General features: G+C 71.4%; 23 protein-coding genes. 17 read left to right on the forward strand and 6 right to left on the reverse strand.

Annotated elements, in window-relative coordinates; genetic code table 11:
- Nucleotides 1-72 precede the first annotated feature (72 nt).
- The 3 genes from K7G59_RS31965 to hutI are packed head-to-tail and all read left to right on the forward strand — an operon-like array spanning nt 73 to nt 3,817.
- A complete protein-coding gene (locus K7G59_RS31965) occupies nt 73-1,275 on the forward strand; it encodes an allantoate amidohydrolase (RefSeq protein WP_225840203.1) in 1,203 nt (400 codons plus the stop codon).
- Nucleotides 1,272-2,609 (forward strand): formimidoylglutamate deiminase, encoded by a 1,338-nt coding sequence (locus tag K7G59_RS31970; RefSeq protein WP_225840182.1) that lies wholly within the window; start codon nt 1,272-1,274, stop codon nt 2,607-2,609. The genes K7G59_RS31965 and K7G59_RS31970 overlap by 4 nt, the downstream gene beginning before the upstream one ends.
- A 35-nt stretch (nt 2,610-2,644) precedes the next feature.
- Nucleotides 2,645-3,817 carry an imidazolonepropionase gene (gene hutI / locus K7G59_RS31975; protein WP_225840183.1) on the forward strand — a complete coding sequence of 391 codons (1,173 nt, stop codon included), beginning with the start codon at nt 2,645-2,647 and terminating at the stop codon, nt 3,815-3,817.
- A gap of 114 nt (nt 3,818-3,931) precedes the next feature.
- On the opposite strand, the gene K7G59_RS31980 is transcribed toward hutI, so the two are convergent.
- Nucleotides 3,932-4,831, reverse strand: coding sequence for an RNA polymerase sigma factor SigF (locus K7G59_RS31980; protein WP_225840184.1), 900 nt, complete (start codon nt 4,829-4,831; stop codon nt 3,932-3,934).
- A 243-nt stretch (nt 4,832-5,074) separates the two neighbouring features.
- Between K7G59_RS31980 and K7G59_RS31985 the strand changes: the two genes are divergently transcribed.
- A complete protein-coding gene (locus K7G59_RS31985) occupies nt 5,075-5,524 on the forward strand; it encodes an STAS domain-containing protein (protein ID WP_225840185.1) in 450 nt (149 codons plus the stop codon).
- Nucleotides 5,525-5,735: 211 nt separating this feature from the next.
- Nucleotides 5,736-6,236 (forward strand): ATP-binding protein, encoded by a 501-nt coding sequence (locus tag K7G59_RS31990; RefSeq protein ID WP_225840186.1) that lies wholly within the window; start codon nt 5,736-5,738, stop codon nt 6,234-6,236.
- 596 nt (nt 6,237-6,832) lie between these two features.
- Here the strand turns inward: K7G59_RS31990 and K7G59_RS32000 are convergent.
- Entirely contained in the window at nt 6,833-8,338 is a 1,506-nt protein-coding gene (locus K7G59_RS32000) for an oligopeptide:H+ symporter (protein WP_225840187.1), read from the reverse strand.
- A 518-nt stretch (nt 8,339-8,856) separates the two neighbouring features.
- On the opposite strand from K7G59_RS32000, the gene K7G59_RS32005 reads away from it, so the two are divergent.
- Nucleotides 8,857-9,534, forward strand: a complete 678-nt coding sequence (locus K7G59_RS32005) for a response regulator transcription factor (RefSeq protein WP_225840188.1) — start codon at nt 8,857-8,859, stop codon at nt 9,532-9,534.
- 44 nt (nt 9,535-9,578) lie between these two features.
- Entirely contained in the window at nt 9,579-10,850 is a 1,272-nt protein-coding gene (locus K7G59_RS32010) for an ATP-binding protein (protein ID WP_225840189.1), read from the forward strand.
- Nucleotides 10,851-10,886: 36 nt separating this feature from the next.
- Here the strand turns inward: K7G59_RS32010 and K7G59_RS32015 are convergent, their stop codons facing one another.
- The gene (locus K7G59_RS32015) at nt 10,887-11,390 is read right to left on the reverse strand and encodes a GtrA family protein (protein ID WP_225840190.1); all 504 of its coding nucleotides are present in this window, start codon (nt 11,388-11,390) and stop codon (nt 10,887-10,889) included.
- A gap of 194 nt (nt 11,391-11,584) precedes the next feature.
- On the opposite strand from K7G59_RS32015, the gene K7G59_RS32020 reads away from it, so the two are divergent.
- The 3 genes from K7G59_RS32020 to K7G59_RS32030 are packed head-to-tail and all read left to right on the forward strand — an operon-like array spanning nt 11,585 to nt 14,435.
- On the forward strand, nt 11,585-12,724 hold the full coding sequence (locus K7G59_RS32020; RefSeq protein ID WP_308295109.1) for a 5-(carboxyamino)imidazole ribonucleotide synthase: 1,140 nt from the start codon (nt 11,585-11,587) through the stop codon (nt 12,722-12,724).
- Nucleotides 12,721-13,242, forward strand: a complete 522-nt coding sequence (gene purE, locus K7G59_RS32025; RefSeq protein WP_225840192.1) for a 5-(carboxyamino)imidazole ribonucleotide mutase — start codon at nt 12,721-12,723, stop codon at nt 13,240-13,242. The genes K7G59_RS32020 and purE overlap by 4 nt, the downstream gene beginning before the upstream one ends.
- A 5-nt stretch (nt 13,243-13,247) precedes the next feature.
- Nucleotides 13,248-14,435: a dipeptidase gene (locus tag K7G59_RS32030; RefSeq protein WP_225840193.1), complete on the forward strand. Its 1,188-nt coding sequence runs from the start codon at nt 13,248-13,250 to the stop codon at nt 14,433-14,435.
- Here K7G59_RS32030 and K7G59_RS32035 read toward each other — a convergent pair.
- Nucleotides 14,384-15,523 (reverse strand): alkene reductase, encoded by a 1,140-nt coding sequence (locus K7G59_RS32035; RefSeq protein ID WP_225840194.1) that lies wholly within the window; start codon nt 15,521-15,523, stop codon nt 14,384-14,386. The genes K7G59_RS32030 and K7G59_RS32035 overlap by 52 nt on opposite strands.
- Before the next feature lie 56 nt (nt 15,524-15,579).
- On the opposite strand from K7G59_RS32035, the gene K7G59_RS32040 reads away from it, so the two are divergent.
- Complete coding sequence (locus K7G59_RS32040) at nt 15,580-15,939, forward strand: MerR family transcriptional regulator (protein ID WP_225840195.1); 360 nt, start codon at nt 15,580-15,582, stop codon at nt 15,937-15,939.
- 117 nt (nt 15,940-16,056) lie between these two features.
- Here the strand turns inward: K7G59_RS32040 and K7G59_RS32045 are convergent, their stop codons facing one another.
- Nucleotides 16,057-16,416, reverse strand: coding sequence for a VOC family protein (locus K7G59_RS32045; RefSeq protein ID WP_225840196.1), 360 nt, complete (start codon nt 16,414-16,416; stop codon nt 16,057-16,059).
- 86 nt (nt 16,417-16,502) lie between these two features.
- Here K7G59_RS32045 and K7G59_RS32050 point away from each other — a divergent pair, with 86 nt between their 5' ends.
- A complete protein-coding gene (locus tag K7G59_RS32050; protein ID WP_225840197.1) occupies nt 16,503-17,009 on the forward strand; it encodes a CGNR zinc finger domain-containing protein in 507 nt (168 codons plus the stop codon).
- Between the two features lie 235 nt (nt 17,010-17,244).
- Here the strand turns inward: K7G59_RS32050 and K7G59_RS32055 are convergent, their stop codons facing one another.
- Nucleotides 17,245-18,588, reverse strand: a complete 1,344-nt coding sequence (locus K7G59_RS32055; RefSeq protein WP_225840204.1) for a UDP-glucose/GDP-mannose dehydrogenase family protein — start codon at nt 18,586-18,588, stop codon at nt 17,245-17,247.
- 176 nt (nt 18,589-18,764) lie between these two features.
- Here K7G59_RS32055 and K7G59_RS32060 point away from each other — a divergent pair, with 176 nt between their 5' ends.
- The 5 genes from K7G59_RS32060 to K7G59_RS35145 all read left to right on the forward strand — a co-directional run.
- Nucleotides 18,765-19,922, forward strand: coding sequence for an acyl-CoA dehydrogenase (locus K7G59_RS32060; RefSeq protein WP_263977023.1), 1,158 nt, complete (start codon nt 18,765-18,767; stop codon nt 19,920-19,922).
- Nucleotides 19,923-20,325: 403 nt separating this feature from the next.
- Nucleotides 20,326-21,096, forward strand: coding sequence for a thioesterase II family protein (locus K7G59_RS32065; protein ID WP_225840198.1), 771 nt, complete (start codon nt 20,326-20,328; stop codon nt 21,094-21,096).
- A gap of 326 nt (nt 21,097-21,422) precedes the next feature.
- Nucleotides 21,423-22,349: an ACP S-malonyltransferase gene (locus tag K7G59_RS32070; protein WP_225840199.1), complete on the forward strand. Its 927-nt coding sequence runs from the start codon at nt 21,423-21,425 to the stop codon at nt 22,347-22,349.
- Between the two features lie 20 nt (nt 22,350-22,369).
- A complete protein-coding gene (locus K7G59_RS32075) occupies nt 22,370-23,434 on the forward strand; it encodes an arylcarboxylate reductase (RefSeq protein WP_225840200.1) in 1,065 nt (354 codons plus the stop codon).
- Nucleotides 23,435-23,761: 327 nt separating this feature from the next.
- Nucleotides 23,762-26,249: acyltransferase domain-containing protein (locus K7G59_RS35145; protein ID WP_308295110.1), on the forward strand; the 2,488-nt coding region annotated here is incomplete at its 3' end.

Genomic DNA, 26,249 nt, shown 5'->3' on the forward strand with positions numbered 1-26,249 from the left:
ACGGGCGAGAGCTCGTCGCCGGGTGTGGGTCCGGCCGTGCCTCCCGGCCGCAACGCGTCCTCCTTCCATGAGATGTGGCGCGAGCTGCTGCCCGTCGGGCGGCACGCCGACTCCGGTGGCTACCGGCGCTACGCCTGGACGGGGGCCGACGGCGAGTGCCGGGAATGGTTCAGGGAGCAGGCCGAGGCGCGCGGGCTGGCGTACGAGGTCGACCGGAACGGGAATCAGTGGGCCTGGCTCGGTGACCCGGCCGCCGGGGACGCCGTCGTCACCGGGTCGCACCTGGACTCCGTGCCGGACGGGGGTGCCTTCGACGGGCCCCTCGGTGTGGTGTCCTCCTTCGCGGCCCTCGACGAACTGCGCGGCAGGAACGTCCGGTTCGGCAGACCCCTCGCCATCGTCAACTTCGGTGACGAGGAGGGCGCCCGGTTCGGGCTCGCCTGCGTCGGTTCCCGGCTCACCGCCGGGCAGCTGACCGTCGAGCAGGCCCACCGGCTCACGGACGGGAACGGGGTCAGCCTGCCGAAGGCCATGGAGGCCGCCGGGTACGACCCCGACGCCATCGGGCCCGATCCGCAGCGGCTCGCCCGCATCGGCGCCTTCGTCGAGCTGCACGTGGAACAGGGCCGCGCGCTGGACCTGTCCGGCGACCGGGTGGGCATCGCCAGCGCCATCTGGCCGCACGGCCGCTGGCGGTTCGACTTCCGCGGCGAGGCCAACCACGCCGGCACCACCCGGCTGGCCGACCGGCGCGACCCGATGCTGTCCTACGCCGAGACCGTGCTCGCCGCCCGCCGCGAGGCCGAACTCGCCGGTGCGGTCGCCACCTTCGGCAAGATCTCCGTCGAGCCGAACGGCGTCAACGCCATCCCCTCCCTGGTGCGCGGCTGGCTCGACTCCCGCGCGGCCGACCAGGAGACCCTCGACACCGTCGTCGGGGGCATCGAGAAGGCGGCCCGGGAGTACGCGGACGCCCACGGCATCGACCTCGACGTGGTCCGTGAGTCCTTCACGCCGGTCGTGGAGTTCGACCACGCCCTGCGGGACGAACTCGGCCGCATCCTCGGCCGGGACACCCGCCTGACGGTGCCCGTCCTCGGGACCGGTGCCGGACACGACGCCGGAATCCTCTCCGGCAGCATTCCGACCGCCATGCTGTTCGTGCGCAACCCCACCGGTGTCTCGCACTCCCCGGCCGAGTTCGCGGCCGAGGACGACTGTGTGGCCGGGGTGCGCGCGCTCGCCGACGTACTGGAAGGACTGGCCTGCACGTGACCAGGGGAACCTACTGGCTGGAGCACGCCTGGCTCGGCACGAACACCGAGCCGGGTGTGCTGGTGGAGGTCGCGGACGGGCGCCTCACCGCCGTCCGCACCGGCGTGCCCTCGGCGCCGCCCGGCGCCGAGGTGCTGCGCGGGCTGACGCTTCCGGGGCTGGCCAACGCCCACAGCCATGCCTTCCACCGCGCCCTGCGCGGCACCGTCCAGGTCGGGTCCGGAACCTTCTGGACGTGGCGGGAGGTGATGTACTCCGTCGCCGACCGGCTAACCCCGCAGACGTACCACGCGCTCGCCCGCGCGGTGTACGCCGAGATGGCGCTGGCCGGCATCACCTGCGTCGGCGAGTTCCACTACGTGCACCACGCACCCGGAGGAACCCCCTACGCCGACCCCAACGCGATGGGCGAGGCGCTGATCGCGGCTGCCGCCGACGCCGGTGTCCGCATCACCCTGCTGGACACCGCCTACCTCTCCTCCGGCTTCGGGGAGCCGCCCAACGACCACCAGCTGCGCTTCTCCGACGGCAGCGCGGAGGCCTGGGCCGAACGCTGTGCAGTTCTCAAGGAGCGGGATCACGCACGGATCGGAGCGGCGATCCACTCCGTACGGGCCGTGCCGGCGGACCAGTTGGCGACCGTGGCCGGCTGGGCCGAGGAGCGGCGGGCCCCGCTGCATGTGCACCTGTCGGAGCAGACCGCCGAGAACGACGCCTGCCTCGCCGCGCACGGCTGCACCCCCACCCGGCTGCTCGCCGACCACGGTGTCCTCGGGCCGCGCACCACCGGCGTGCACAGCACCCACCTCACCGACGAGGACATCGCGCTGCTCGGCGGCTCCGGTACCGGCACCTGCATGTGCCCGACCACCGAACGCGACCTGGCGGACGGTATCGGCCCGGCCGTCGCCCTGCAGCGGGCGGGCTCCCCGCTCTCCCTCGGCTCCGACAGCCACGCCGTCATCGACCTGCTCGAAGAGGCGCGTGCGATGGAGCTGAACGAGCGGCTGCGCACCCGTACCCGGGGCCACTGGACGGCGGCGGCACTGCTGCGCGCCGCCTCGGCGGACGGTCACGCCGCCCTGGGCTGGGAGAACGCGGGCAGCCTGACGCCGGGGGCGCTCGCCGACTTCACGACGATCGCGCTGGACTCGGTCAGGACGGCAGGGCCGGTGCCGCGGCTCGGCGCCGAGACGGCCGTATTCGCCGCCTCCGCGGCGGACGTACGGCACACGGTCGTGGGCGGCCGGCAGGTCGTACGCGACGGGGTGCACACGCTCGTACCGGACGTGCCGCAGGCGCTGTCCGCCGCGATCGAAGCCCTTCGCGGCTGAACCGGCCGAACTCCTTCGTCACCTCTGAGGACACCATGAGCAGCACCGTCATCACCAACATCGCCACGCTGGTCACCAACGACACCTCCCTCGGTGACAGGTCCGCCCTCGGTCTGATCCAGGACGCGGCCGTCGTCATCGACGGCGACCGCGTCGCGTGGACCGGTGAATCCAGCAAAGCACCCGCCACTGACAACCGGGTCGACGCGGGCGGCCGGGCGGTGCTGCCGGGCTTCGTGGACTCCCACTCCCACCTGGTCTTCGCCGGTGACCGCACACAGGAGTTCAACGCCCGCATGTCCGGCCGCTCCTACACGGCGGGCGGCATCCGCACCACGGTCGCGGCCACCCGCGCCGCGACGGACGAGGAACTCGAGGCGAACCTCACCCGTTACCTGTCCGAGGCCCTCCGCCAGGGCACGACCACGTTCGAGACCAAGTCGGGCTACGGTCTGACGGTCGAGGACGAGTCCCGCGCCCTGCGCATCGCGGCGAAGCACACCGACGAGGTCACCTACCTCGGCGCCCACATCGTGTCCCCGGACTACGCCGACGACCCGGCCGCCTACGTGGCCCTGGTCACCGGCGAGATGCTGGACGCCTGCGCGCCGCACGCCCGCTGGATCGACGTGTTCTGCGAGAAGGGCGCCTTCGACGGCGACCAGGCCCGCGCGATCCTCACCGCGGGCAGGGCCAGGGGCCTGCACCCGCGCGTCCACGCCAACCAGCTCTCCTACGGCCCCGGCGTCCAGCTGGCCGTGGAACTGGACGCGGCCAGCGCGGACCACTGCACCCACCTCACGGACGAGGACGTCGACGCCCTGGCGAACAGCCGCACCGTCGCCACCCTCCTGCCCGGCGCGGAGTTCTCCACCCGCGCCGAATGGCCGGACGCCCGCCGCCTCCTGGACGCCGGCGTCACGGTCGCCCTGTCCACGGACTGCAACCCGGGCTCGTCCTTCACCTCGTCCGTGCCCTTCTGCATCGCCCTGGCCGTCCGGGACATGCGGATGACCCCCGACGAGGCGGTCTGGTCGGCCACGGCGGGCGGCGCGGCAGCCCTCCGCCGCACCGACATCGGCCGGCTCACCCCGGGTGCCCGAGCCGACCTGACGCTTCTGGACGCCCCCAGCCACGTCCACCTGGCCTACCGCCCGGGGGTGCCGCTGGTGAGCGGAGTGTGGCGCGGGGGCGTACGGGTCGTCTGACCGGAGCAGCGGTCGTAAGAGCCGCACGCGCTCAACCGCCCCGAGAACGGCGGAGCGGCCCGGCGTTGACGGCCGGGCCGCTCCCCGAGCGCGGACGGACGTGCACCCCGCGGGTCACTCCTCCAGTGTCAGCCCCTTGCGCAGGCGTACCAGCGTGCGGGACAGCAGCCGGGACACGTGCATCTGGGAGATGCCGAGTTCGTCGCCGATCTCCGACTGGGTCATGCCCGCCACGAAGCGCAGGGACAGGATCTTCCGGTCCCGGGACGGGAGTTCGGCGATCAGCGGCTTGAGCGACTCGATGTACTCGATGCCCTCGAGCCCGTGGTCCTCGTACCCGATACGGTCGGCGAGCGCGCCCTCGGACTCGTCCTCCTCCGGCTGGGCGTCCAGCGAGGAGGCGGTGTACGCGTTCGAGGCGGCCATGCCCTCCACGACCTCCTCGTCGGACAGGCCGAGGCGCTCGGCCAGTTCCGCGACCGTGGGCGCGCGGTCCAGCTGCTGGGCCAGCTCGTCCCCGGCCTTGGCCAGGTCCAGCCGCAGCTCCTGCAGCCGGCGCGGGACGCGCACGGACCACGAGGTGTCACGGAAGAAACGCTTGATCTCGCCGATGATGGTCGGCATCGCGAAGGTGGGGAACTCGACGCCGCGCGAGAGCTCGAAGCGGTCGATCGCCTTGATCAGCCCTATCGTGCCGACCTGGATGATGTCCTCCATCGGCTCGCTGCGGGAGCGGAAGCGGGAGGCGGCGAACTTGACGAGTGCGAGGTTCAGCTCGACCAGGGTGTTGCGGACGTACGAGTACGCGTGCGTCCCTTCCTCCAGCGACTGGAGCCGCTCGAAAAGGGTCTTGGACAGGGCCCGGGCGTCGACCGGGTCGACCTCGTCGTAAGGGGGGATCTCCGGGAGTCCCTCGAAGGGGTCGAGGGGTTCGGTGGGACGATGTTCCAGCTGTTCCGGTGGGGGTGTCGACGTCGCGGTCGGGGTGTGCGATGCGTCGAGCCGGGGTGACATGGTGCCCTCCATCGTTCTCGGCATAAGGCTGCCGAAGCCTGCGTGCACTGCAGTGTGCGGCGCCTCCAAAGCCGGCGTGTAGGTGTACGTGTCCCTACTAGGCCTACCCGCTTCGCCGGGGCGACCGCAACTGCGCCCCGTGGCGATATGCCCTAATATGCGCGGTTGTTCAGGTGTCGGAGTGCGCAGGGAAGGCGTAGTGTTCGAGGGCATCAGCAGCCACGACCTCGGGAGAGAGACGGCATGGACCACGGGACGGTCGGCAGCGCACAGTCGGGCCGGCTTCTGGTGGAGGTGCGGGAAGAGGGCTCCAGTGCCGTTGTGACACCGGCGGGGGAGCTGGATCACCACACCGCCGATCTGCTGCGCGAGCCCATCGACGACCTCCTGGGCAAGGGCTTCTCGCGGTTGGTCGTGGACTGCTCACGGCTGGAGTTCTGCGACTCCACGGGCCTGAACGTCCTGCTCGGCACCCGGCTGAAGGCCGAGGCCGCAGGCGGTGGGGTCCATCTCGCGGGCATGCTCCCCGTCGTCGCGCGCGTGTTTGAGATCACGGGGGCCGGGGCGGTCTTCACCGTCCACGACCGCGTCGAGGAGGCCCTGGCCGACACCGCCGACACCGCCGACACCGCCGACAGCGGCGACACCGCCGACACCGACGACAGCGGCGACAGCGACGACAGGGCCGACTGAGTCCGCGTTTCCGCCGTCCCCGCGCCGTTCCCGCACACGGTTGCGCCGGGTGTTGCACCGGTCACCCCCAACGCGGGGGTGTTCCGCCGCAGCGGCCGGGCAGGAGACGGGGGGATGCGAACGACGGGCGGCCGGTGTACGGACCGGCCGGCACCGACCGGTGCCGGAATTCTTCCATCGTGAACTGGTGAATCGGTGAGGTGAAGCGCTGATGAGCACCCCCCGGCCCTGCTCGCCGGGCGACCGCGCCCCGGAGCCCAGCGGCGCTTCGGTGACGTCCGGGGGCGCCCCGGCGGCCCCGGCGCGGCAGGCCCGCAGGCTGCGCCTGGACGGTGCGAGCGGGGTCGTCCCGCTCGCCCGCGACTTCGCCCGCCAGGCGCTGTACGCGTGGGGCTGGCTGCCCGCCGCCACCGCCGACCAGCGGGCCGCCGCCGAGGACGTGCTGCTCGTCGTCTCGGAACTGGTCACCAACGCCTGCCTGCACGCCGAGGGGCCCGAGGAGCTGTACATCGCCTGTGACAACAAGGTGATCCGGCTGGAGGTCTCCGACCGCGGCGCCGGCCAGCCCGCTCCGCGCACCCCGCACCGTGCGGGCCGCCCCGGCGGACACGGCATGTTCATCGTGCAGCGGCTGTGCCTGGACTGGGGTGTCGTCCGCACCCCGGGCCGCTCGGGCAAGACCGTGTGGGCGGAACTGGGCGCGCCGTCCTGACGCGGGTCGCCCCGGACACCGCTTCCTCCCACGTCCCTCACGCGCGCCGACCGGCACAACTCCGGCGTGTGTGTCTTCCTTCCGCACGATCCCGGGCGTACCTCGACGGCATGTGGTGTGCCGTCAGAAACGGATCGGGAGGACCGACGTGAGTGCACGCCGAAGGGGACGGTGCGGAAGGCGGCGACCCTCCGGGTGACGGGCGTCGGCGGCGGCACCGACGCCGGCAGGACGGCGGGAGTTACGACCTCTTGGCGCAGTTCAAGAAGCCGGTGACGAACAGCCCCGCCGACATCCCGAAGGACTCCGTGAAGCCCTCGACGGAGGAACCACGGCCTGCACACCCACGAGGACGGCGGTCTCGCTCACCCTGGACACGTCCAGCAGCCGGGCGGCGCCACGGGCGGCACGTCGTCGTACGGGGTTCCCCGGCCCCGGCCCCGGCAGCGGCAGTGGCAGTGGCAGTGGCGGTGGCTCCGGCGGACTCGCCCGGACCGGAGCCGAGGACCACGGCGCCCGGAAGGTGACGCGAGGAGACGAAGAGGGCCACCGCACCCGCAGGGATGCGATGGCCCTCATCAGAGCTTCGGGCTACGTCAGCGCACGTCGCCCATCAGCTTGTTGACCTTGTTCCGGTACATCCACACCGCGACACCGGCGACCACGGCGAGCACGGCCTCCAGGGCGACGAAGCCGGTCCTGTCGAGGTTGACCCCGCCGACGGCCGGGTTGGACAGCAGCGCGGTGATCGAGTCGCCCGCGGTGACCGCGAGGAACCAGACGCCCATCATCTGCGAGGCGTACTTCTTCGGCGCCATCTTCGTCGTCACGGACAGACCCACCGGCGACAGCGTCAGCTCGCCGATCGTCTGGACGAAGTAGATCCCGACCAGCCACATCGCCGCGGCCTTGTGACCGCCGTCGGCGATCGACAGCGGGGCGAGGAAGAGGAAGAAGGACGCGCCGATCATCACCAGACCGGAGGCGAACTTCACGATCGTGCTCGGCTCCTTGCCGCGCCGGTTCAGCCACAGCCACAGCCAGGCGAAGACGGGCGCCAGAGCCATGATCATGACCGGGTTGACCGACTGGTACCAGGAGACCGGGAACTCCCAGCCGAGGACCGAGTTCTCGGCCTTGCCGTCGGCGAAGATCGACAGGGTCGAGCCGCCCTGGTCGTAGATCATCCAGAAGACCGCGGCGGCGACGAAGAACCAGACGTACGCCGACACCCGCGAACGCTCGGCGGAGTCGAGGTCCTTGTCCTTCAGGATCCGGGTGATGACCACGATCGGCACGATGAGGCCGATGACGGTGAGCGGGATCAGCGCCCAGTTCAGCGTGAAGTGGCCGGAGAAACCGACGATGCCGTAGAAGACTGCGGCGATCGCCAGCCAGACCAGGCCCTTGCGCAGGGTGGCGGCCTTCTCCTCGGCGGACAGCGGCGTGGGGACGACGCTGCTCTTCTCGCTCAGATGACGGCTGCCGAGCAGGTACTGGGCCAGGCCCAGCGCCATGCCGAGCGCGGCCAGCGCGAAGCCGAAGTGCCAGTTGACGTTCTCACCGATGGTGCCGATGACCAGCGGCGCGGCGAAGGCACCCAGGTTGATGCCGATGTAGAAGAGGGTGAAGCCACCGTCACGGCGCGGGTCGTCCGGGCCCTTGTAGAGGTGACCCACCATCGTGGAGATGTTGGCCTTCAGCAGGCCCGAGCCGATGGCGACGAGACCGAGGCCGACGAAGAAGCTCGCCGTGACCGGCAGGGCGAGGCACAGGTGGCCGAGCATGATGATCAGACCCGAGACGGCGACCGTCTTGCGGGGGCCGAGCACGCGGTCGGCGAACCAGCCGCCGGGCAGGGCGAGCAGGTACACGAGCGACACGTACACCGAGTAGATCGCGGTCGCGGTGCCCGCGTTCAGGTGCAGGCCGCCCGGGGCCACCAGGTACAGCGGGAGCAGGGCCCTCATGCCGTAGTAGGAGAAACGCTCCCACATCTCGGTCATGAAGAGGGTGGCCAGGCCGCGGGGGTGGCCGAAGAAGGTCTTCTCGGAGCCGGGGGTGCCCGGTCGGACCGAGTCCTTCGTCAGGCTGGACGCCATGGTCGTTCCTTGCTGGTCGGGACGCGCGTTGGAGCGCTGCGCGCCCGGGTGGGGGTGCGGCCGGCACCGGCAAGGTCGGTCGTCCACCCCCACGCCCAGGGGGTTTCCGCTCCGGGTCGCGGAGCGGCGGACGGCGACCACCGGGATCCACGCCCCACGCGTTTCCGCGTCCGGGGCCCGGCCAGAGGTCATTCCTTTCAAGGCCGGTGTTCAGCGCTGAGGTTCAGTCGCTGATGTTCACCGACCCGTACACAAAAGAGACCTTCAGCGTCATCTGCTCGCCAAAGGTCCCCGGTGCACTACAGGCGTTCCACGTCACCATACGGCAGGACAGTGCCGGATATGGAAGGACTTGAGACGCGGATCACAGGTGTCCAGGGAACCGCGCGACCTGTTTCGAAGGTGTTATCTACGATCGCATCCCACGAGCAATGGTCCGTACCACCGGGTTGTGAAGGTAAGAATCCCCGGCCGCGGTCACACCCCGGCACTGCACGCGGGCGGTCTACCATCACCTCATGACCCGTGTACTGCTCGCCGAGGACGACGCGTCCATCTCGGAGCCGCTGGCCCGCGCGCTGCGCCGCGAGGGCTACGACGTCGAGGTGCGCGAGGACGGCCCCACCGCACTCGACGCCGGAATGCAGGGCGGCGTCGATCTGGTCGTGCTGGACCTGGGCCTGCCCGGTATGGACGGCCTGGAGGTCGCCCGCCGGTTGCGCGCCGACGGCCACACCGTGCCGATCCTCATCCTGACCGCGCGGGCCGACGAGGTGGACACCGTCGTCGGTCTGGACGCGGGCGCCGACGACTACGTCACCAAGCCCTTCCGGCTCGCCGAACTGCTCGCCCGGGTCCGGGCGCTGCTGCGGCGCGGCGCGGCCGAGCCACAGCAGCCGCCGGCCACCCACGGTGTGCGGATCGACGTCGAGTCGCACCGCGCATGGATGGGCGACGAGGAACTGCAGCTCACCGCGAAGGAGTTCGACCTGCTGCGGGTGCTGGTCCGCGACGCCGGCCGCGTGGTGACCCGGGACCAGCTGATGCGCGAGGTCTGGGACACCACGTGGTGGTCGTCGACCAAGACCCTGGACATGCACATCTCCTGGCTCCGCAAGAAGCTCGGCGACGACGCCGCGAACCCTCGCTACATCGCGACGGTACGGGGAGTCGGTTTCCGCTTCGAGAAGAGCTGAACCCGCGCCCGGGTTCAGCGGGGCACCTCTGTAGGTAACGGACCATGCGCCGCCGTCTCATCCAGTCCACGCTCGCCGTCGTCCTCGTGGTGATCGCCGTCTTCGGCGTCTCCCTGGTGATCGTGGAGACCCGGACCATCACCAACAGCGCCCAGGAACGGGTGGACTCCGAGGCGGTCCGGCTGGCCAGCATCGTGGACAGCCGGATCCTCGCCGCGGAGAACGTCAACGCGGACGCGCTGCGCAACCCGGTCAGCAGGGACCAGTTCGTGCTGATCCGGATGCCGGGCCGGGCGCCGATCGAGATCGGCACCAGGCCGAAGGGCGACGTCATCCACGCCACGCAGCGGGGCGAGGAGGGCGAGACGGTCACCGTGCAGGAACCGCGCTCCGCGGTGACCCGCGAGGTCGGCCGCACCCTGCTGATCATCGGGCTGGTGGCGCTGCTCGCGGTGGTCGCCGCCGTGCTGCTCGCCGTGCGCCAGGCCAACCGCCTCGCCTCCCCGCTCACCGACCTCGCCGAGACCGCCGAGCGCCTCGGTTCGGGCGACCCGCGCCCCCGGCACAAGCGCTACGGCGTCCCCGAGCTGGACCGGGTCGCCGATGTCCTGGACTCGTCCGCCGAGCGCATCGGGCGCATGCTGACAGCCGAGCGACGTCTTGCCGCCGACGCCTCCCACCAGCTGCGTACGCCCCTGACCGCGCTGTCCATGCGGCTGGAGGAGATCACCCTCACCGACGACCCGGAGACGGTGAAGGAGGAGGCGAACGTCGCGCTCACCCAGGTCGAACGGCTGACCGACGTGGTGGAGCGGCTGCTGACGAACTCCCGCGACCCGCGCACCGGCTCCGCCGTCCCCTTCGACCTGGACGAGGTCATCCAGCAGCAGCTCGCCGAGTGGCGGCCCGCCTACCGCAGCGCGGGCCGGGCCGTCGTCAGCTCCGGCAAGCGGCATCTGCAGGCCGTCGGCACCCCGGGCGCCGTCGCGCAGGTGCTGGCCGCGCTGATCGAGAACTCGCTGATGCACGGTGGCGGGACCGTCGCCCTGCGCACCCGGGTCACCGGCAACCAGGCGGTGGTGGAGGTCACCGACGAGGGGCCCGGCGTCCCGCCGGACCTGGGCGCGCGGATCTTCGAGCGCACGATCAGCGGCCGGAACTCGACGGGGATCGGGCTGGCCGTGGCCCGCGACCTCGCGGAGGCCGACGGCGGCCGGCTGGAACTGCTGCAGTCCCAGCCGCCGGTGTTCGGCCTGTTCCTGTCCCGCACACCCCCGGTCCGCAAACCGGACGACAGCCACCCGACGGTCCGCTAGGCGCCCCCCTCGGCCGCGCCGTCCGCCCGCGGGGCCTCAGCGCACGCGCTGGGCGGGGCGCGGCTTGCCGGACCCGGCCGCCAGGACCGACTCCGCGCTCGCGACGGCCTCCCGGGCCGGCAGGGCGCGGAACACCCACGTGCGGTACGACCAGAACCGGAACAGCGTCGCGACGCCGATGCCCACGAACTTGAAGACGTTGCTCTGCAGCTGGCTGTCCCAGCCGAAGCCGTACGTCGCCACGAACAGGACGCCGTTCTCGATCACCAGGCCGATCGCGCTGAACAGCAGGAACAGCGTGAGTTCCCGGGTGCGACCGCCCTTGTCGCGGTCCCGGTACGTCCAGTAACGGAAGCCCACGTAGTTGAAGACGATCGCGACGACGGTCGCGATGATGCCGGCGCGCACCACCGGCAGGTCCGAGACGTGCCGGACCAGGTTGAACACACCGAGGTTGACGAGGACCCCGGCGCCGCCGACGGCGCCGAACTTGGCGACCTCGCCCGCGAGCCGTTGCAGCCCCGAGGAACGTTGTTCCATGGCTGTGCAGCTCCCGTCCGTAGGCTTCGTCAACCCCGCCATGCTAACCAGCGCGCCTGCCGGCTGCCCGGGGACGGGGCCACAGCTCGGAAACAGGTCGGAAAGAGCCCGGAAAGTGCCGAGTAAGAGCGCGGATGACAGAAGGCGGGAGGGATGCGATCCGGCCAGGTCGGCCTGGCCGATACCCTAGGGGTGTGACGTTCCCGGTAGTCGGTATGGTCGGCGGTGGCCAGCTCGCGCGTATGACACACGAGGCGGGCATCCCGTTGGGCATCAGGTTCAAGCTCCTCAGTGACACACCTCAGGATTCCGCGGCGCAGGTCGTCAGCGATGTCGTCATCGGCGACTATCGCGACCTCGACACGCTGCGTGAGTTCGCGCGCGGCTGCGACGTGATCACCTTCGATCACGAGCATGTGCCCGCAGAGCACCTCAGAGCCCTGGAGGCGGACGGTGTCGTCGTCCGCCCCGGGCTCGACGCGCTGGTGCACGCCCAGGACAAGGGCGTGATGCGGGCGAAGCTCGACGCGATCGGCGTGCCCTGCCCGCGGCACCGGATCGTGAGCGATCCCGCGGACGTCGTCCGCTTCGCCGCTGAGGGGGACGGCTTCCCGGTCGTCCTGAAGACCGTGCGCGGCGGCTACGACGGCAAGGGCGTGTGGGTCGTGGAGTCCGCCGAGGAGGCGGCCGACCCGTTCCGCGCCGGCGTTCCCGTCCTCGCCGAGGAGAAGGTCGACTACGTCCGCGAGCTGGCCGCCAACGTCGTACGCTCCCCGCACGGCCAGGCCGTCGCCTACCCGGTGGTCGAGTCCCGTCAGGTCGACGGCGTCTGCGACACCGTGATCGCGCCCGCCCCCGACCTGGACGAGACCCTCGCGCTCGAGGCCGAGGAGATGGCCCTGACGATCGCCAAGGAACTGGGCGTCGTCGGTCACCTCGCCGTCGAACTCTTCCAGACCCGCGACGGCCGCATCCTCGTCAACGAACTGGCGATGCGCCCGCACAACTCGGGCCACTGGACCCAGGACGGCGCGATAACGTCCCAGTTCGCCAACCACGTCCGCGCGGTCCTCGACCTGCCCCTCGGCGACCCCCGCCCGCGTGCCAGGTGGACGGTGATGGTCAACGTCCTCGGCGGCGACTACCCGGACATGTACTCCGCGTACTTGCACTGCATGGCCCGCGACCCCAAGATCAAGATCCACATGTACGGCAAGGACGTGAAGCCCGGCCGCAAGGTCGGACACGTCAACACCTACGGCGACGATCTGGACGACGTGCTGGAGCGCGCCCGTCACGCAGCCGGCTACCTGAGAGGCACGATCAGCGAATGAGCCCCGTTGTTGGCATCGTCATGGGGTCGGACTCCGACTGGCCCGTCATGGAGGCCGCCGCCAAGGCGCTGGACGAGTTCGAGATCGCGTACGAGGTCGACGTCGTCTCCGCGCACCGGATGCCCCGCGAGATGATCACGTACGGCGAGCAGGCCGCCGACCGCGGCCTGAAGGTGATCATCGCCGGCGCCGGGGGCGCCGCCCACCTGCCGGGCATGCTCGCCTCGGTCACCCCGCTGCCGGTGATCGGCGTGCCGGTCCCGCTGAAGTACCTCGACGGCATGGACTCCCTGCTGTCCATCGTGCAGATGCCGGCCGGGGTCCCGGTCGCCACCGTCTCCGTCGCCGGTGCCCGCAACGCCGGTCTGCTCGCGGCCCGCATGCTCGCCGCGTTCGACGAGGACCTGCTGCACAAGATGCGCGACTTCCAGCAGGACCTCAACGACCAGGCCACCGAGAAGGGCAAGCGCCTGCGCTCGAAGGTCGAGGGTGCCGGCGCCTTCGGCTTCGGGAAGTGACGCCCGTGACCTCACCGACCTCGCTGGACGAAGCCCGCGAGCTGCTGCGTGAGTTCCCCGTCGTCGACGGCCACAACGACCTGCCCTGGGCGCTGCGCGAGCAGGCCGGCTACGACCTCGACACGCTCGACGTCGCCGCCCACCAGGGCGAGCGCCTGCACACCGACCTGCCGCGGCTGCGTGAGGGCGGTGTCGGCGCCCAGTACTGGTCGGTGTACGTCCCCTGCGACCAGCCGGACCCGGTGTCGGCGACGCTGGAACAGATCGACTGCGTCCGGCGGCTGACAGCCCGCTACCCGGGCGAGCTGGCCCCGGCGCTGACCGCCGCCGACATGGAGACCGCGCGCGGGGAAGGCCGTATCGCCTCCCTCATGGGCGCCGAGGGCGGTCACTCGATCGCCAACTCCCTGGGTACGCTCCGCGGCCTGTACGCGCTCGGCGTGCGCTACATGACCCTCACCCACAACGACAACGTGGACTGGGCGGACTCGGCGACCGACGAGCCGGGCGTCGGCGGTCTGTCCGCCTTCGGCCGCGAGGTCGTGCGGGAGATGAACCGGCTCGGCATGCTCGTCGATCTCTCCCACGTGGCGGCGACGACGATGCGGGACGCGCTGGACACCTCCGCCGCGCCGGTGATCTTCTCCCACTCCTCCGCCCGCGCCGTCTGTGACCACCCGCGCAACATCCCGGACGACGTCCTGGAGCGGCTGCCCGCCAACGGCGGCATGGCGATGGTGACGTTCGTGCCGAAGTTCGTCCTCCAGGCGGCCGTGGACTGGACGGCTGCGGCCGACGACAACCTGCGCGCGCACGGCCTGCACCACCTGGACACCTCGCCGGAGGCGATGAAGCTGCACCGCGCCTTCGAGGAACGCAACCCGCGCCCGGTCGCCACCGTCTCGACGGTCGCCGACCACCTCGACCACATGCGCGAGGCCGCGGGCATCGACCACCTCGGCATCGGCGGCGACTACGACGGCACCGCGTTCACCCCGGACGGCCTGAACGACGTCTCCGGCTACCCGAACCTGCTCGCCGAACTGCTGGAGCGCGGCTGGTCCAAGGCCGACCTGGCCAAGCTGACCTGGCAGAACGCCATACGGGTGCTGGGCGCGGCCGAGGACGTGGCCCGGGACCTTCAGGCGACCAGGGCGGCGTCCGTGGCGACCATCGAGGCACTCGACGGCTGACCCTGGACGGCGCCGAGGGCGGGGTAGTCGTTGTAGCCGTCGGCCCCGCCCACGTACATGAAGTACCGGTCCCGCACCGGGTTGAGCGGGGCGCCCCGGCGCAGCCGCTCGACCAGGTCGGGGTTGGCGAGGAACGGGCGGCCGAGCGCGACCAGGTCGGCGCCCGCGGCCAGCATGGCCCGGGAGGCCAGGGTGACGGCCTCGGTGGTGAGGTCGGTCAGCACAGGGTTGCCGATCAGGGTGCCGGGCCAGTCGGCGCGGATCCTGCGGTACCACGCGGCTTCGGGGTCGGCCCGCACCAGGTGCAGATAGGCCAGGCCCAGGTCCTTCAGCCGGGCGACGAGCGCGGCGTAGAGGTCCTCGGTGCCGTCCTCCCGGATGCCGTTGACGGTGTTTGCCGGGGAGACGCGTATGCCGACCCGGTCGGCGCCGATCGCGTCGGCCACCGCCTCGGTGACCTCCGCCGCGAAGCGCACCCGGCGCTCGACGGAGCCGCCGTACCCGTCCGTCCTGCGGTTGGTGTTGTCCGCGAGGAACTGGTGCAGCAGCATCCCGTTGGCCGAGTGCACCTCCACCCCCTCGAAGCCCGCGTCGACGGCCCGGCGCGCGGCGGCGGCGAAGTCGGCGGCGGTGGCACGGATGTCGTCGAGGGTCATCTCCCGGGGGACCGCGGCCGGCCGGTGCCCGCCCGGGGTGAAGATCGTCTCCGGCAGCGGGAGAGCGGAGGGCGCGACGGGCGTCAGACCGGTGGTCGCCGGATGGCTGACGCGGCCGCCGTGCTGGAGCTGCAGGAACATCCGTCCGCCGCCCGCCCGCACCGCCTCGGTGACCTGCCGCCACCCCTCCTGGTGCCGGTCGGTGTGGAGCGCGGTGATGTTCGGGTACGTCTGCCCGACCGCGTTCGGCGTCGAGCCCTCGGCGATGATCAGTCCTGCGGAGGAGCGCTGGGCGTAGTGGGTGACCATCAGATCGGCCGGGGTGCCGTCGGCTTCCGCGCGGTTGCGCGTGAGCGGGGCCATCACGAGGTGGTGGGGGAGTTCGAGCCGGCCGAGCCGGGCCGGGGCCAGGAAGTCCGTTGTCTGCGTCATGCCGGCACGGTAGAACGTGACACTGATGTCAGGTTCAAGTCCGTCAGGGGGCAGGTATGCGGATCGGTGAACTGGCCCGGCGCACCGGTGTGAGCGCGCGGTCGCTGCGCTATTACGAGACCCAGGGGCTGCTCGCCAGCGAGCGCACGCCCGGCGGACACCGTGACTATCCGCAGGCGGCCGTCGACCGGGTCATCCGGATCCAGGAACTGTACGCGGCCGGGCTGCACAGCGAGAAGATCCGGCAGCTGCTGCCCTGCATGCGTGACCAGGACGGCGGGCCCTCCGCGATCGCCACCCCGAAGCTGGTCGCCGACCTCACCGCCGAACGGGACCGCATCAACAGCATGATCACCGACCTGGTGCGCTCCCGGGAGACGCTGAACGAGGTGATCGAGGCGGCGGGCCGGGGCTGAGGCGCGGCCCCCGAACGCCCCACTGCCCGGTGACTGCCCGTCCCCGCGGGTCGGGGCAGCGCGACGGAACGGAAACGGGTGACGGACGCCGTGGAGTCCTCCTCGGTCAGCGCCTGGTCAGCAGGCGCAGAGGCAGAACGGGTGCCCGGCCGGGTCGGCGTACACCCGCCAGGTGCGTGAGCGGTCGGCCGTGTCCAGCGGACGTGCGCCGAGCTTCAGCACGCCCTCCTCGGCCGCGTCCAGGTCCTCCACCACCAGGTCGAGGTGGAACTGCTGCGAGTCGTCGGGCGCGGGCCACTTCGGCGCGGTGTACCCGTCCGCCCGCTGGAAGGCGAGTGCCTGTCCGCCGGGCATCTTGAGGTCCACCCACTCCCCGTCGCCCTCCACCGTGCCGCCCAGTACGCCGGCGTAGAACCCGGCCAGTGCGCGGGGATCGGGACAGTCCAGGACGACCACACCCAGCTTGGCGAGAGCCATGACTTCCTCCTCGGTGAGTTACCTATAGATAGCAGTAACCGGTAACGGTTACTGCATGCTCCCGCACAAGCGGTAACGTCGCAAGCATGAATGAGAGATCGGCCGCTCCCGGGGGCCTGGCCCTGGTCGAGTCGCTGGTGAACACGCTGAACATCGAGACGGGCGCCGACTCGCTGGACACCGTGGAGGGCCGCGGCCGGTTCGGACTCGCCGAGGGGGAGGCGGAAGCGGCACGGGAGCTGCGGGAGTCGTTGCGCGCCGTGCTGCTCGCGCACGCCGGGCACCCACCGCACCGGACGGTCACCCCGCTGGGCGAGCTGCTGGCCCGCGCCTCCCTGCACGTGGCCGTCGACGACCGGGACGGCTCCGCGCGGCTCGCCCCCGCCGACACCGGCCCCCTGCTCTCCCGGGTCGCCGCCGCCGTCGCCGAGGCGCTGGTCGCGGGCACCTGGACGCGGCTGAAGGCCTGCGAGTCCACGACGTGCCACTGGGCGTACTACGACCGCAGCCCCGCCGGACGCGGACGCTGGTGCTCGATGCAGGTGTGCGGGGCGCGCGCGAAGATGCGCCGGTACCGGGCGAAGGGTCCATGACCGACGGCGCGTGGTGCGACATGCGCGAAGACGCCGGTCCGGCCGACTGAGCCTCGGCCGAACCGGCGTCGCCACGCACGGCCTTGTGCGCCGGCCGGGCCCTTGCGCAACGGGCCCTTACGCCGCGGAGTCCTCACGCGGCGGAGTCCTCACGCGGCGGAGTCCTCACGCGGCGGAGTCCTCATGCGGCGGAGTCCATGGCCGGCGGGCCCTTACGCGGTTGGCCGGCGGGCTCTTACGCGGTCGGGCGGCCCATCGCCCGGTACGTCCACCCGGCCCGCCGCCACAGCTCCGGGTCGAGCGCGTTGCGGCCGTCCAGGATCACCCGGGCCGCCGCGATCTCGCCCAGCGCGGCCGGGTCCAGCTCGCGGAACTCCCGCCACTCGGTCAGGTGCAGGACGACGTCGGCGCCGCGCACCGCCGCCGACGCCGAGTCCGCGTAGCCGAGCGTCGGGAAGACCCGTCGGGCGTTGTCCATGCCCTTGGGGTCGTAGACGGTCACCTGGCCGCCCTGGAGGTGGATCTGCCCGGCCACGTTCAGCGCGGGCGAGTCGCGGACGTCGTCCGAGTCGGGCTTGAAGGTGGCGCCGAGCACCGCGACGCGCCTGCCGAGGAACGAGCCGCCACCGAGCGCCTCACGGGTCATCTCGACCATCTGGCCGCGCCGGCGCATGTTGACGGAGTCGATCTCCCGCAGGAAGGTCAGCGCCTGGTCCGCGCCCAGCTCACCGGCCCGGGCCATGAACGCCCGGATGTCCTTGGGCAGGCAGCCGCCGCCGAAGCCGATCCCGGCGCGCAGGAACTTGCGGCCGATCCGGTCGTCGTACCCGATGGCCTCCGCCAGCTTCGCCACGTCACCGCCGCCGGCCTCGCACACCTCCGCCATCGCGTTGATGAAGGAGATCTTGGTCGCGAGGAAGGAGTTCGCCGCGGTCTTCACCAGCTCGGCGGTCGGGAAGTCCGTCACCACGAACGGCGTGCCCTCGCCGATCGGCGTGGCGTACACCTCGCGCAGCAGCTTCTCGGCCCGCTCGCCGCGCACACCGGCCACGATCCGGTCCGGGTGCAGGGTGTCCTGCACGGCGAAGCCCTCGCGCAGGAACTCCGGGTTCCAGGCCAGCTCGGCGTCGGCACCGGCCGGCGCGTGCTCGGCGAGGTAGGCGGCGAGCCGGTCGGCCGAGCCGACGGGCACGGTCGACTTGCCGACGACCAGGGCCGGACCGCGCAGGTGCGGGGCGAGGGAGGCGATCGCGGAGTCGACGTACGACATGTCGCAGGCGTAGTCGCCGTGCCTCTGCGGGGTGTTCACGCAGACGAAGTGCACGTCACCGAAGGCCCCGACCTCGGCCCAGTCGGTGGTGAACCGCAGCCGCCCCGTCGATCCGTCGATACCCGCGACATGCCGGCGCAGCAGCTCCTCGAGCCCCGGCTCGTACATCGGGGTCTCGCCGCGCTCCAGCATCGCGATCTTCTCGGGTACGACGTCCAGGCCCAGCACCTCGAAGCCCAGCTCGGCCATGGCCGCGGCGTGCGTGGCGCCGAGGTAGCCGGTTCCGATCACGGTGATCTTCAGGCTCATACGGGTGCTCCAGCTCGGGTACTCGGGCATGCGGAGCCCGAGCATAGTCGGGCCGTGTGCCGGGCAATTTCCCCGCTGTCGTCTAGCTCACGTATGCGTCCCGCGGTCAACCCCCTAAAATTTGTGTTACTTAACGGTAATTAGCGTCAGTACATCGCGTCTGGAGCGTGAGAGACTTGGCCGGATCGGCTGACTTCGACCTGTACCGCCCGTCCGAAGAGCACGACATGCTCCGCGACGCCGTCCGCTCGCTGGTCGAGGCGAAGATCGCCCCCTTCGCCGCCGCGGTGGACGAGGAAGCACGTTTCCCCCAGGAGGCGCTCGACGCCCTGGTGGCCAATGACCTGCACGCCGTCCACGTCCCCGAGGAGTACGGCGGCGCCGGCGCCGACGCGCTCGCCACGGTCATAGTGATCGAGGAGGTGGCCCGCGCCTGCGTGTCCTCCTCCCTCATCCCCGCGGTGAACAAGCTGGGCTCGCTCCCGGTGATCCTCTCCGGCTCCGAGGAGCTGAAGAAGAAGTACCTGGCCCCGCTGGCCAAGGGCGACGCGATGTTCTCGTACTGCCTCTCCGAGCCGGAGGCGGGCTCGGACGCGGCCGGCATGAAGACCAAGGCGGTCCGCGACGGGGACCACTGGATCCTCAACGGCGTCAAGCGCTGGATCACCAACGCCGGTGTCTCCGAGTACTACACGGTCATGGCCGTGACCGACCCGGAGAAGCGTTCCAAGGGCATCTCCGCCTTCGTCGTCGAGAAGTCGGACCCGGGCGTCTCCTTCGGCGCCCCGGAGAAGAAGCTCGGCATCAAGGGCTCCCCGACCCGCGAGGTCTACTTCGACAACGTGCGCATTCCCGCCGACCGCATGATCGGCGAGGAGGGCACGGGCTTCGCGACCGCCATGAAGACCCTGGACCACACCCGCATCACCATCGCGGCCCAGGCCCTCGGTGTCGCGCAGGGCGCCCTCGACTACGCCAAGGGCTACGTCCAGGAGCGCAAGCAGTTCGGCAAGCCGATCGGCGATTTCCAGGGCATCCAGTTCATGCTCGCCGACATGGCCATGAAGATCGCCGCAGCCCGCGCCCTGACCTACCAGGCCGCCGCCGCATCCGAGCGCGGCGACAGCGACCTCACCTTCCAGGGCGCCGCCGCCAAGTGCTTCGCCTCGGACGTGGCGATGGAGGTCACCACGGACGCCGTCCAGCTCCTCGGCGGCTACGGCTACACCCGCGACTACCCGGTGGAGCGCATGATGCGCGACGCCAAGATCACGCAGATTTACGAGGGCACGAACCAGGTCCAGCGGATCGTGATGGCAAGGAACCTTCCCTAGCGGGGTTTTTGCAGTTCAGAGCGGTGAAGGGGCACCCGTCGAGGGTGCCCCTTCGCGCGCCGTCCCCGGGCGGGCAGGGGAAGTCCCTCTCGCACACGGCCGCCTGTGCCCGGCGGCTGGGCGCGTCGGCTGTGCTGGGCCGGCATGCGCTGTGGTCCGGACACCATCCCGTACCGGTACGCCACTTGAGCTGTGGCGATGACATTCAGAGTCTCCTGCAGGGTCGCCCTTCGAGGGGCGGGGCGGGTTGCGACTGGCCGGGGCGGGTGGGCAGAATCCGGATCATGAACGACGGCGGCGGACGGTCGCCGTGGCGCCGGGGGGCGAGGGGCGGTTCACCGTGTCGGCCGATTCCGCGTGAGCGCGGTGGGCCCGAGCGCCGTTGACACAGATGGGGTGACGCATGACGGATTCCTCGACGACCGACAGCCTGTGGTGCCGGCGGTTCCATCCGGCGGACGACGCGCCCGCCCGGCTGGTCTGCTTCCCGCACGCGGGCGGGTCGGCCAGCTACTTCCTCCCGGTGTCTGCCGCGCTCTCCCCGGCTGTGGACGTGCTTGCGGTGCAGTACCCGGGGCGGCAGGACCGGCGCGCCGAGCCGTGCATCGAGGACATCGGCACGCTGGCGGACGAGGCGTTCCGGGCCCTGGTGGCGTGGGCGGACCGGCCACTGACGTTCTTCGGTCACAGCATGGGCGCCATCATGGCCTTTGAGGTGGCCCGCCGCTTCGCCCGGGAGGGCATGGACGCCCCGGTGCACCTGTTCGCCTCGGGGCGCCGGGCACCGTCCGTACACCGGGACGAGAACGTCCACCAGCGCGGCGATGACGAGATCCTCGCCGAGATGGTCTCGCTCGGCGGCACCGACGCGCGGCTGCTGGCGGACGAGGAACTGGTGCGCATGGTGCTGCCCTCGATCCGCGCCGACTACAAGGCCGTCGAGCGCTACCGCTGCGAGCCCGGTGCCGTGCTCTCCTGCCCGGTGACCGCGCTCACGGGCGACGCCGATCCGCGCACGTCGATCGAGGATGCCCGCGCCTGGGCGGCGCACACCACGGCCGGATTCGAGCTGCGGGTGTTCGAAGGCGGCCATTTCTTCTTGACCAGCCGGGCGACGGAGGTTATAGAGGCCCTGCGCGAGCACTTCGCCACGACTCCGGCGCAGTCGCACTGAGGCGTGCACGACGGCGAGCTGTGACAGGTACTCAACAATGTTGTCGAGCACCTGTCACACTTGCGCTGACCTGCTGAAATGGTGAAAGCAAACAGTGACGGGCAGTCACATCCCCATTATTTTGGCAGAGTTGACATCGTGGACTGCCGGAAGGTTTGATGACGCTCAGAGGGTAGTTGGTTTCGAGTCATTGACGCGCCTCCATTCAGCGGGCAGGGGAGACCCGCTCAGAGTTCATGACGCGTGCCTCCTGACTGCCTCGAAGCGCAACCAAGTACAAAACGGGGGTTTTGGCTGTGACGCTTGCCTATGTGCTGGATGGCGGGATGAATGACGAGCCGGGTGCCGGCTCGGAACTCTACGAACTGTTCCCCGTCGTCCGGCGCTGCTACGAGCAGATCGAGGAGTGGACGGGGCTCGACGCCCAGCGCATTCTCACCGAGGGGCGCGAAGCCGGCAAGGAACACCGGCAGGGCATCGGTCCGATCCGGCAGGCCGCCGCGGTCCTGGGCATCGCCGACGTCCTCGCCGAGGAGTACGGCATCGCCCCGAGGGCGGTCTCCGGGCTGAGTTTCGGCGCCCTGGTCGGCGCGAGCCTGGCCGGGGCCGTCGAGCGCCGCGAACTGTTCGAGCTGCTCATGCGCATGCGTGAACTGCCCGTCCCGGCAGGCGCGGACGGCGCCCGCCGCCAGGGTGTCGCCGCGATCCGGGTGCCCTACGACCTCGACCTCGAGGAGCGGCTCGACGGCCACGCGGTCTACCTGTCGGCGGACCTCGGGCGGGTCGGCTCCGGGGACGAGCGCATGGTGCTGCTGGCGGGCTACCGGTCCGACCTCGAGGAGTTCGGCACCCAACTGCCGCCCGGCTCCCTGCAGGTGTCGCCGGAGCACGGCATCGCCTTCCACTCGCCGCTCCAGCAGGACATCGCGGAATTCCTGGAGCCCATGCTCAAGGAGATGGACTTCCGCGACCCGCGGGTGCCCGTCTACTCCTGCCTGGAGCCGAAGGCCCTCACCACCGGCGAGGAGATCCGCGACCTGTTCCGCCGCAACCCGACCGACCCGGTGAGCGTGCCGTACATGATGAGCGGCCTGGAACGCGGCGGTGTGGAACTCGGTCTCGTCCTCGGCCCCTGCTCGTTCGGCACCTTCCTCCGCTCCTCCTTCTCGGTGGTCCATGTGGAGTCGCCGGACCATGTGTTCGAAGCCATGACCGCCATCTACGAGCTCGGCATCGAGCTCTCTTCGAACTGAATCGGTGGATCGGTAAGACGATGAAGAACGTGACTCCGCTGATCGAAGAGTGGCTCGCCCAGGACATCGACGAGTGGACACGCCGTGTGGTGCGGCGCCACTTCGATGCCGAGCACGGCAGCCCGTACTGGCTCAAGCGCGCCACCGAACTCTCCTTCGACCCGCGGGACATCACCCGCTACGAGGAGCTGTCCGCGTTCGGTCCCATGCCGTTGGGCGAGCTGCGCACGATGGATCCCGCCGAGCTCGTGCCGCTCGCCGTCCCCCGGCCGCTGGTCGGCCGGGTCTGGGAGTCCGGCGGCACGACCGGCAACCCCTGCCGGGTCTTCTACACCGAGCCGATGCTCGAACAGCGCGCGGCCTGGCGGCGCTGGGTGATGGAGAAGGAAGGCTTCGAGCCCGGCCGCAACTGGCTCCAGGCCAGCCCCACCGGCCCGCACCTGATGGGCCACGGCGCCTGGGACCTGGTGGACCTGTACGACGCACGGGTCTACGCCATCGACTTCGACCCGCGCTGGGTCAAGCGGATGCTGCGCGGCGGCCGGCTCGCCGAGGCGCAGGAGTACACCGGACACCTGGTCGGCCAGATGACCGACCTGCTGGAGACCCAGCCCATCGACTACCTGGTCACCACGCCCGCGCTGCTCCAGGCCCTGATCAAGAGCCGGCCCGAGCTGGTCGCCAAGCTCAAGGGCGCCCGCCTCAGCGGCACCCACGCCACGCCCGCCATGCGCCGCTCCTTCCTGGAAGCGCTGAACGGCGGCCTGCTCGTCGTCACCTACAACAACACCTTCGGCAATTCCGTCGCGCTCCCGGTGACGGACGACGACGTGCTGCCGTGCGTGCCGAACTACCCGCAGGTGACGATGGCCGTGGTGGACCGGAACGACTGGACGAGCGTCGTCGGGTTCGGCGAGTACGGGCAGGTCAAGCTGACCGTCATGCACGACGACCTGTTCCTGCCGAACATCCTGGAGCGCGACCTCGCGATGCGCTTCGACACCGGCAGCGAGTGGCCCTGCGACGGCGTGGCCAACGCGCGCCCGCTGCAGACAGTGCGCTCGTCGCCGGAAGGCGTCTACTAGCAGCGGTCCGGGCCGGCCGGCCCGACGTCGGCAGTCTGCCCACCCTGCCCCGCGGTGCGAGCCGGGGCAGGGCGCGGGACGACCTGCCCTGACTGCAACGGGCCAGGCAGACAGGCAACTCGGGTACCGAGCCGTGCTTCGGCGCGGCCGTACCGTCCTCCGCCCGTCCCCGAGCACCTCCTTCCCAGTGCCCTGCGCGTTGGTACGGCGTTCGCGCCGGGCGCTGGCCACCATGCTGCGTCGACACCGACGTGGCGCGCGCCGTGCGCACTCGCGCATGCCCACATCGCTCCGCACACCGTACGAAGCTCACGGGGAGTCACTCTGATGGCCGTTTCCGACGCCGCGTCCAGCCCTGCGGACACGCCGACGCCTTTCACGCCGCTCGACGGCGCGCTGCCCTGGCCGATGTCGGGAGCGAGTGCACGGGCACTGCGGGAGCAGGCGAAGCTGCTGCGCCGGCACGTCGAGGAGCACCCGCAGTGGACGCCGGCGGCCGTCGGCGGCGCGTTGGCCGGCCGGGCGGACGGTCCGGCGCGGGCCGCGCTCTTCGCGCGCGACCGGGAGGGTTTCACGACGGCGCTGGGCGAGCTGGGCGCGGGCCGGGCCGTGCCCGCGCTGGCGGAGGGGGACGGCGCCGCGAGCGGCGTCGTCTTCGCCTTCCCCGGCCAGGGCTCGCAGTGGGCCGGGATGGCGCGCGAACTGCTGGACACGTCGCCCGTGTTCGCCGCCCGCATCCGCGAGTGCGAGCAGGCCCTGGCGCCGTACGTGGACTGGTCGCTCACGGCCGTGGTCCGCGGCGAGGCCGGCGCCCCCGCGCTCAGCACGGCCGACATCGTCCAGCCGGCGCTGTTCGCCGTCATGGTCGCGCTGGCCGACCTGTGGCAGGCCTGCGGTATCCGGCCCGACGCGGTGGTCGGCCACAGCCTGGGCGAGATCGCAGCCGCCTGTGTGGCCGGCGCCCTCACGCTGGAGGATGCCACCCGGGTCGTCGCCCTGTGGAGCAAGGCCCAGGCCACCCTCGCCGGGCGCGGCGAGATGGTCTCCGTGCTGCTCCCCGAGGACGAGGCCCGGCTGCTGCTGGCGCCCTGGGACGGCCGCCTGGGCGTGGCGGCCGTGAACGGCCCCGGTGCGGTGATCGTCTCCGGCGACGTGGACGCCGCGGCGGAGCTGCTGGTGCACTGCGCTGAGCAGGGCGTGCACGCACGGCGGATCGACGTCGGGCTTGCCGCGCACTCGGCGCACATCGACGAGATCCTGCCGGTCATGCGCGAGGACCTGGCGCCGATCCGGGCGCTGACGCCCCACGTGCCGGTGTACTCCTCGGTCATCGGAGACCGGGCGGACGGGCTGGCGATGGACACCGAGTACTGGTGCCGCAACCTGCGCAACACCGTGCAGTTCGCCCAGGCCGTCGCGGCCGTCGTCCGGGACGGCCACCGGCTGGTGATCGAGGTCAGCCCGCACCCGGTGCTGACCGCCGCCGTCCAGGCCACCGCGGAGCAGGCGGGCGGAGCACCCGTCTTCGTCCAGGAGACGCTGCGGCGCGACCACGGCGGCGCGGACCGCTTCCTGCGCTCGCTCGGCGAGCTCTACGTGCGCGGCGCCGACCCGGACTGGTCCGCCCTGTACGCGGGGCAGGCCGGCGGCGAGGCCGGCACGCTCGAGCTCCCGCAGGACATCTGGCAGGTTTCCGCGGCCCCGGCCGACTCCGCCACACCGACCGGGGCCACGGCGGACGACCCGCAGCCCACGCTGGCGGAGCTGCCGGACACCGAGCGCCGCGCCGCGCTGGCGGAGCTGGTGCGCATGCAGATCGCCGCCGCCCTCGGCCAGACCGATCCGCGCCCGCTCGACGACCAACGCCCGTTCCGGGAGCTGGGCGTCGACTCGGTGACCGCGGTCGGGCTGCGCAACCGCCTGCAGGAGGCCACCGGACTCGCGCTGCCGCCGACCCTGCTCTTCGACCACCCCACCACCTCCGCCGTGGTGGAGGTGCTGGACAACCTGCTGACGGGCGCGCCCACCACCGTCGAGCCGGACCCCGTCCCGCTCGGCGCGGCGCTCGGGGAGGCCTGGGACGAGCCGATCGCCATCGTGGGCATGGGCTGCCGCTACCCCGGCGGGGTGGACAGCCCCGAGGAGCTGTGGCACCTGCTGGCCGAGCAGCGCGACGCGGTCTCCGGCTTCCCGGAGGACCGCGGCTGGGACCTGGCCGGCGCCTACCACCCGCAGGGCCGCGGGGTCGGTCGCTTCTACCTGCTCAAGGGCGGATTCCTGGACGACGCCGGTGACTTCGACGCCGAACTGTTCGGCGTCTCGCCGCGCGAGGCCCTGGGCATGGACCCGCAGCAGCGGCTCGTCCTCGAGTCGTCCTGGGAGGTGCTGGAACGCGCCGGGATCGAGCCGGCCACGCTGCGTGGCAGCCGCACCGGTGTCTACGTCGGCGCGATGACGATGGACTACGGCCCGCGCGCCGCCGAGGCCGGCGAGGAGCAGAGCGGCTACGTGCTGACCGGCAACACGGCCAGCGTCATCTCCGGCCGCGTGTCCTACTCCCTGGGTCTCGAAGGCCCGGCGCTGACCGTGGACACCGCGTGCTCGTCGTCCCTGGTCGCCCTCCACCTGGCCGTCCAGTCCCTACGCAACGGCGAGTCCACGCTGGCCCTCGTCGGCGGTGTCGCCGTAATGCCGACGCCGTGGGTCTTCGTCGACTTCAGCCGGCAGCGAGGCCTCGCACCGGACGGGCGCTGCAAGGCGTTCGCCGCAGGGGCGGACGGCACCGCGTGGTCCGAGGGCGTCGGCATGCTGCTTT

Source organism: Streptomyces sp. NK08204, from assembly GCF_020400585.1.
In the GTDB taxonomy this organism is placed as follows: domain Bacteria; phylum Actinomycetota; class Actinomycetes; order Streptomycetales; family Streptomycetaceae; genus Streptomyces.

Bases quoted from the DNA above. Each gene is read 5' to 3' on its own strand.
- K7G59_RS31965 (WP_225840203.1), top strand. From the start codon at position 73: ATGTGGCGCGAGCTGCTGCCCGTCGGGCGGCACGCCGACTCCGGTGGC.
- hutI (WP_225840183.1), top strand. From the start codon at position 2,645: ATGAGCAGCACCGTCATCACCAACATCGCCACGCTGGTCACCAACGAC.
- K7G59_RS31980 (WP_225840184.1), bottom strand. From the start codon at position 4,831: ATGTCACCCCGGCTCGACGCATCGCACACCCCGACCGCGACGTCGACA.
- K7G59_RS31985 (WP_225840185.1), top strand. From the start codon at position 5,075: ATGGACCACGGGACGGTCGGCAGCGCACAGTCGGGCCGGCTTCTGGTG.
- K7G59_RS31990 (WP_225840186.1), top strand. From the start codon at position 5,736: ATGAGCACCCCCCGGCCCTGCTCGCCGGGCGACCGCGCCCCGGAGCCC.
- K7G59_RS32000 (WP_225840187.1), bottom strand. From the start codon at position 8,338: ATGGCGTCCAGCCTGACGAAGGACTCGGTCCGACCGGGCACCCCCGGC.
- K7G59_RS32005 (WP_225840188.1), top strand. From the start codon at position 8,857: ATGACCCGTGTACTGCTCGCCGAGGACGACGCGTCCATCTCGGAGCCG.
- K7G59_RS32010 (WP_225840189.1), top strand. From the start codon at position 9,579: ATGCGCCGCCGTCTCATCCAGTCCACGCTCGCCGTCGTCCTCGTGGTG.
- K7G59_RS32015 (WP_225840190.1), bottom strand. From the start codon at position 11,390: ATGGAACAACGTTCCTCGGGGCTGCAACGGCTCGCGGGCGAGGTCGCC.
- purE (WP_225840192.1), top strand. From the start codon at position 12,721: ATGAGCCCCGTTGTTGGCATCGTCATGGGGTCGGACTCCGACTGGCCC.
- K7G59_RS32035 (WP_225840194.1), bottom strand. From the start codon at position 15,523: ATGACGCAGACAACGGACTTCCTGGCCCCGGCCCGGCTCGGCCGGCTC.
- K7G59_RS32040 (WP_225840195.1), top strand. From the start codon at position 15,580: ATGCGGATCGGTGAACTGGCCCGGCGCACCGGTGTGAGCGCGCGGTCG.
- K7G59_RS32045 (WP_225840196.1), bottom strand. From the start codon at position 16,416: ATGGCTCTCGCCAAGCTGGGTGTGGTCGTCCTGGACTGTCCCGATCCC.
- K7G59_RS32050 (WP_225840197.1), top strand. From the start codon at position 16,503: ATGAATGAGAGATCGGCCGCTCCCGGGGGCCTGGCCCTGGTCGAGTCG.
- K7G59_RS32055 (WP_225840204.1), bottom strand. From the start codon at position 18,588: ATGAGCCTGAAGATCACCGTGATCGGAACCGGCTACCTCGGCGCCACG.
- K7G59_RS32065 (WP_225840198.1), top strand. From the start codon at position 20,326: ATGACGGATTCCTCGACGACCGACAGCCTGTGGTGCCGGCGGTTCCAT.
- K7G59_RS32070 (WP_225840199.1), top strand. From the start codon at position 21,423: ATGAATGACGAGCCGGGTGCCGGCTCGGAACTCTACGAACTGTTCCCC.
- K7G59_RS32075 (WP_225840200.1), top strand. From the start codon at position 22,370: ATGAAGAACGTGACTCCGCTGATCGAAGAGTGGCTCGCCCAGGACATC.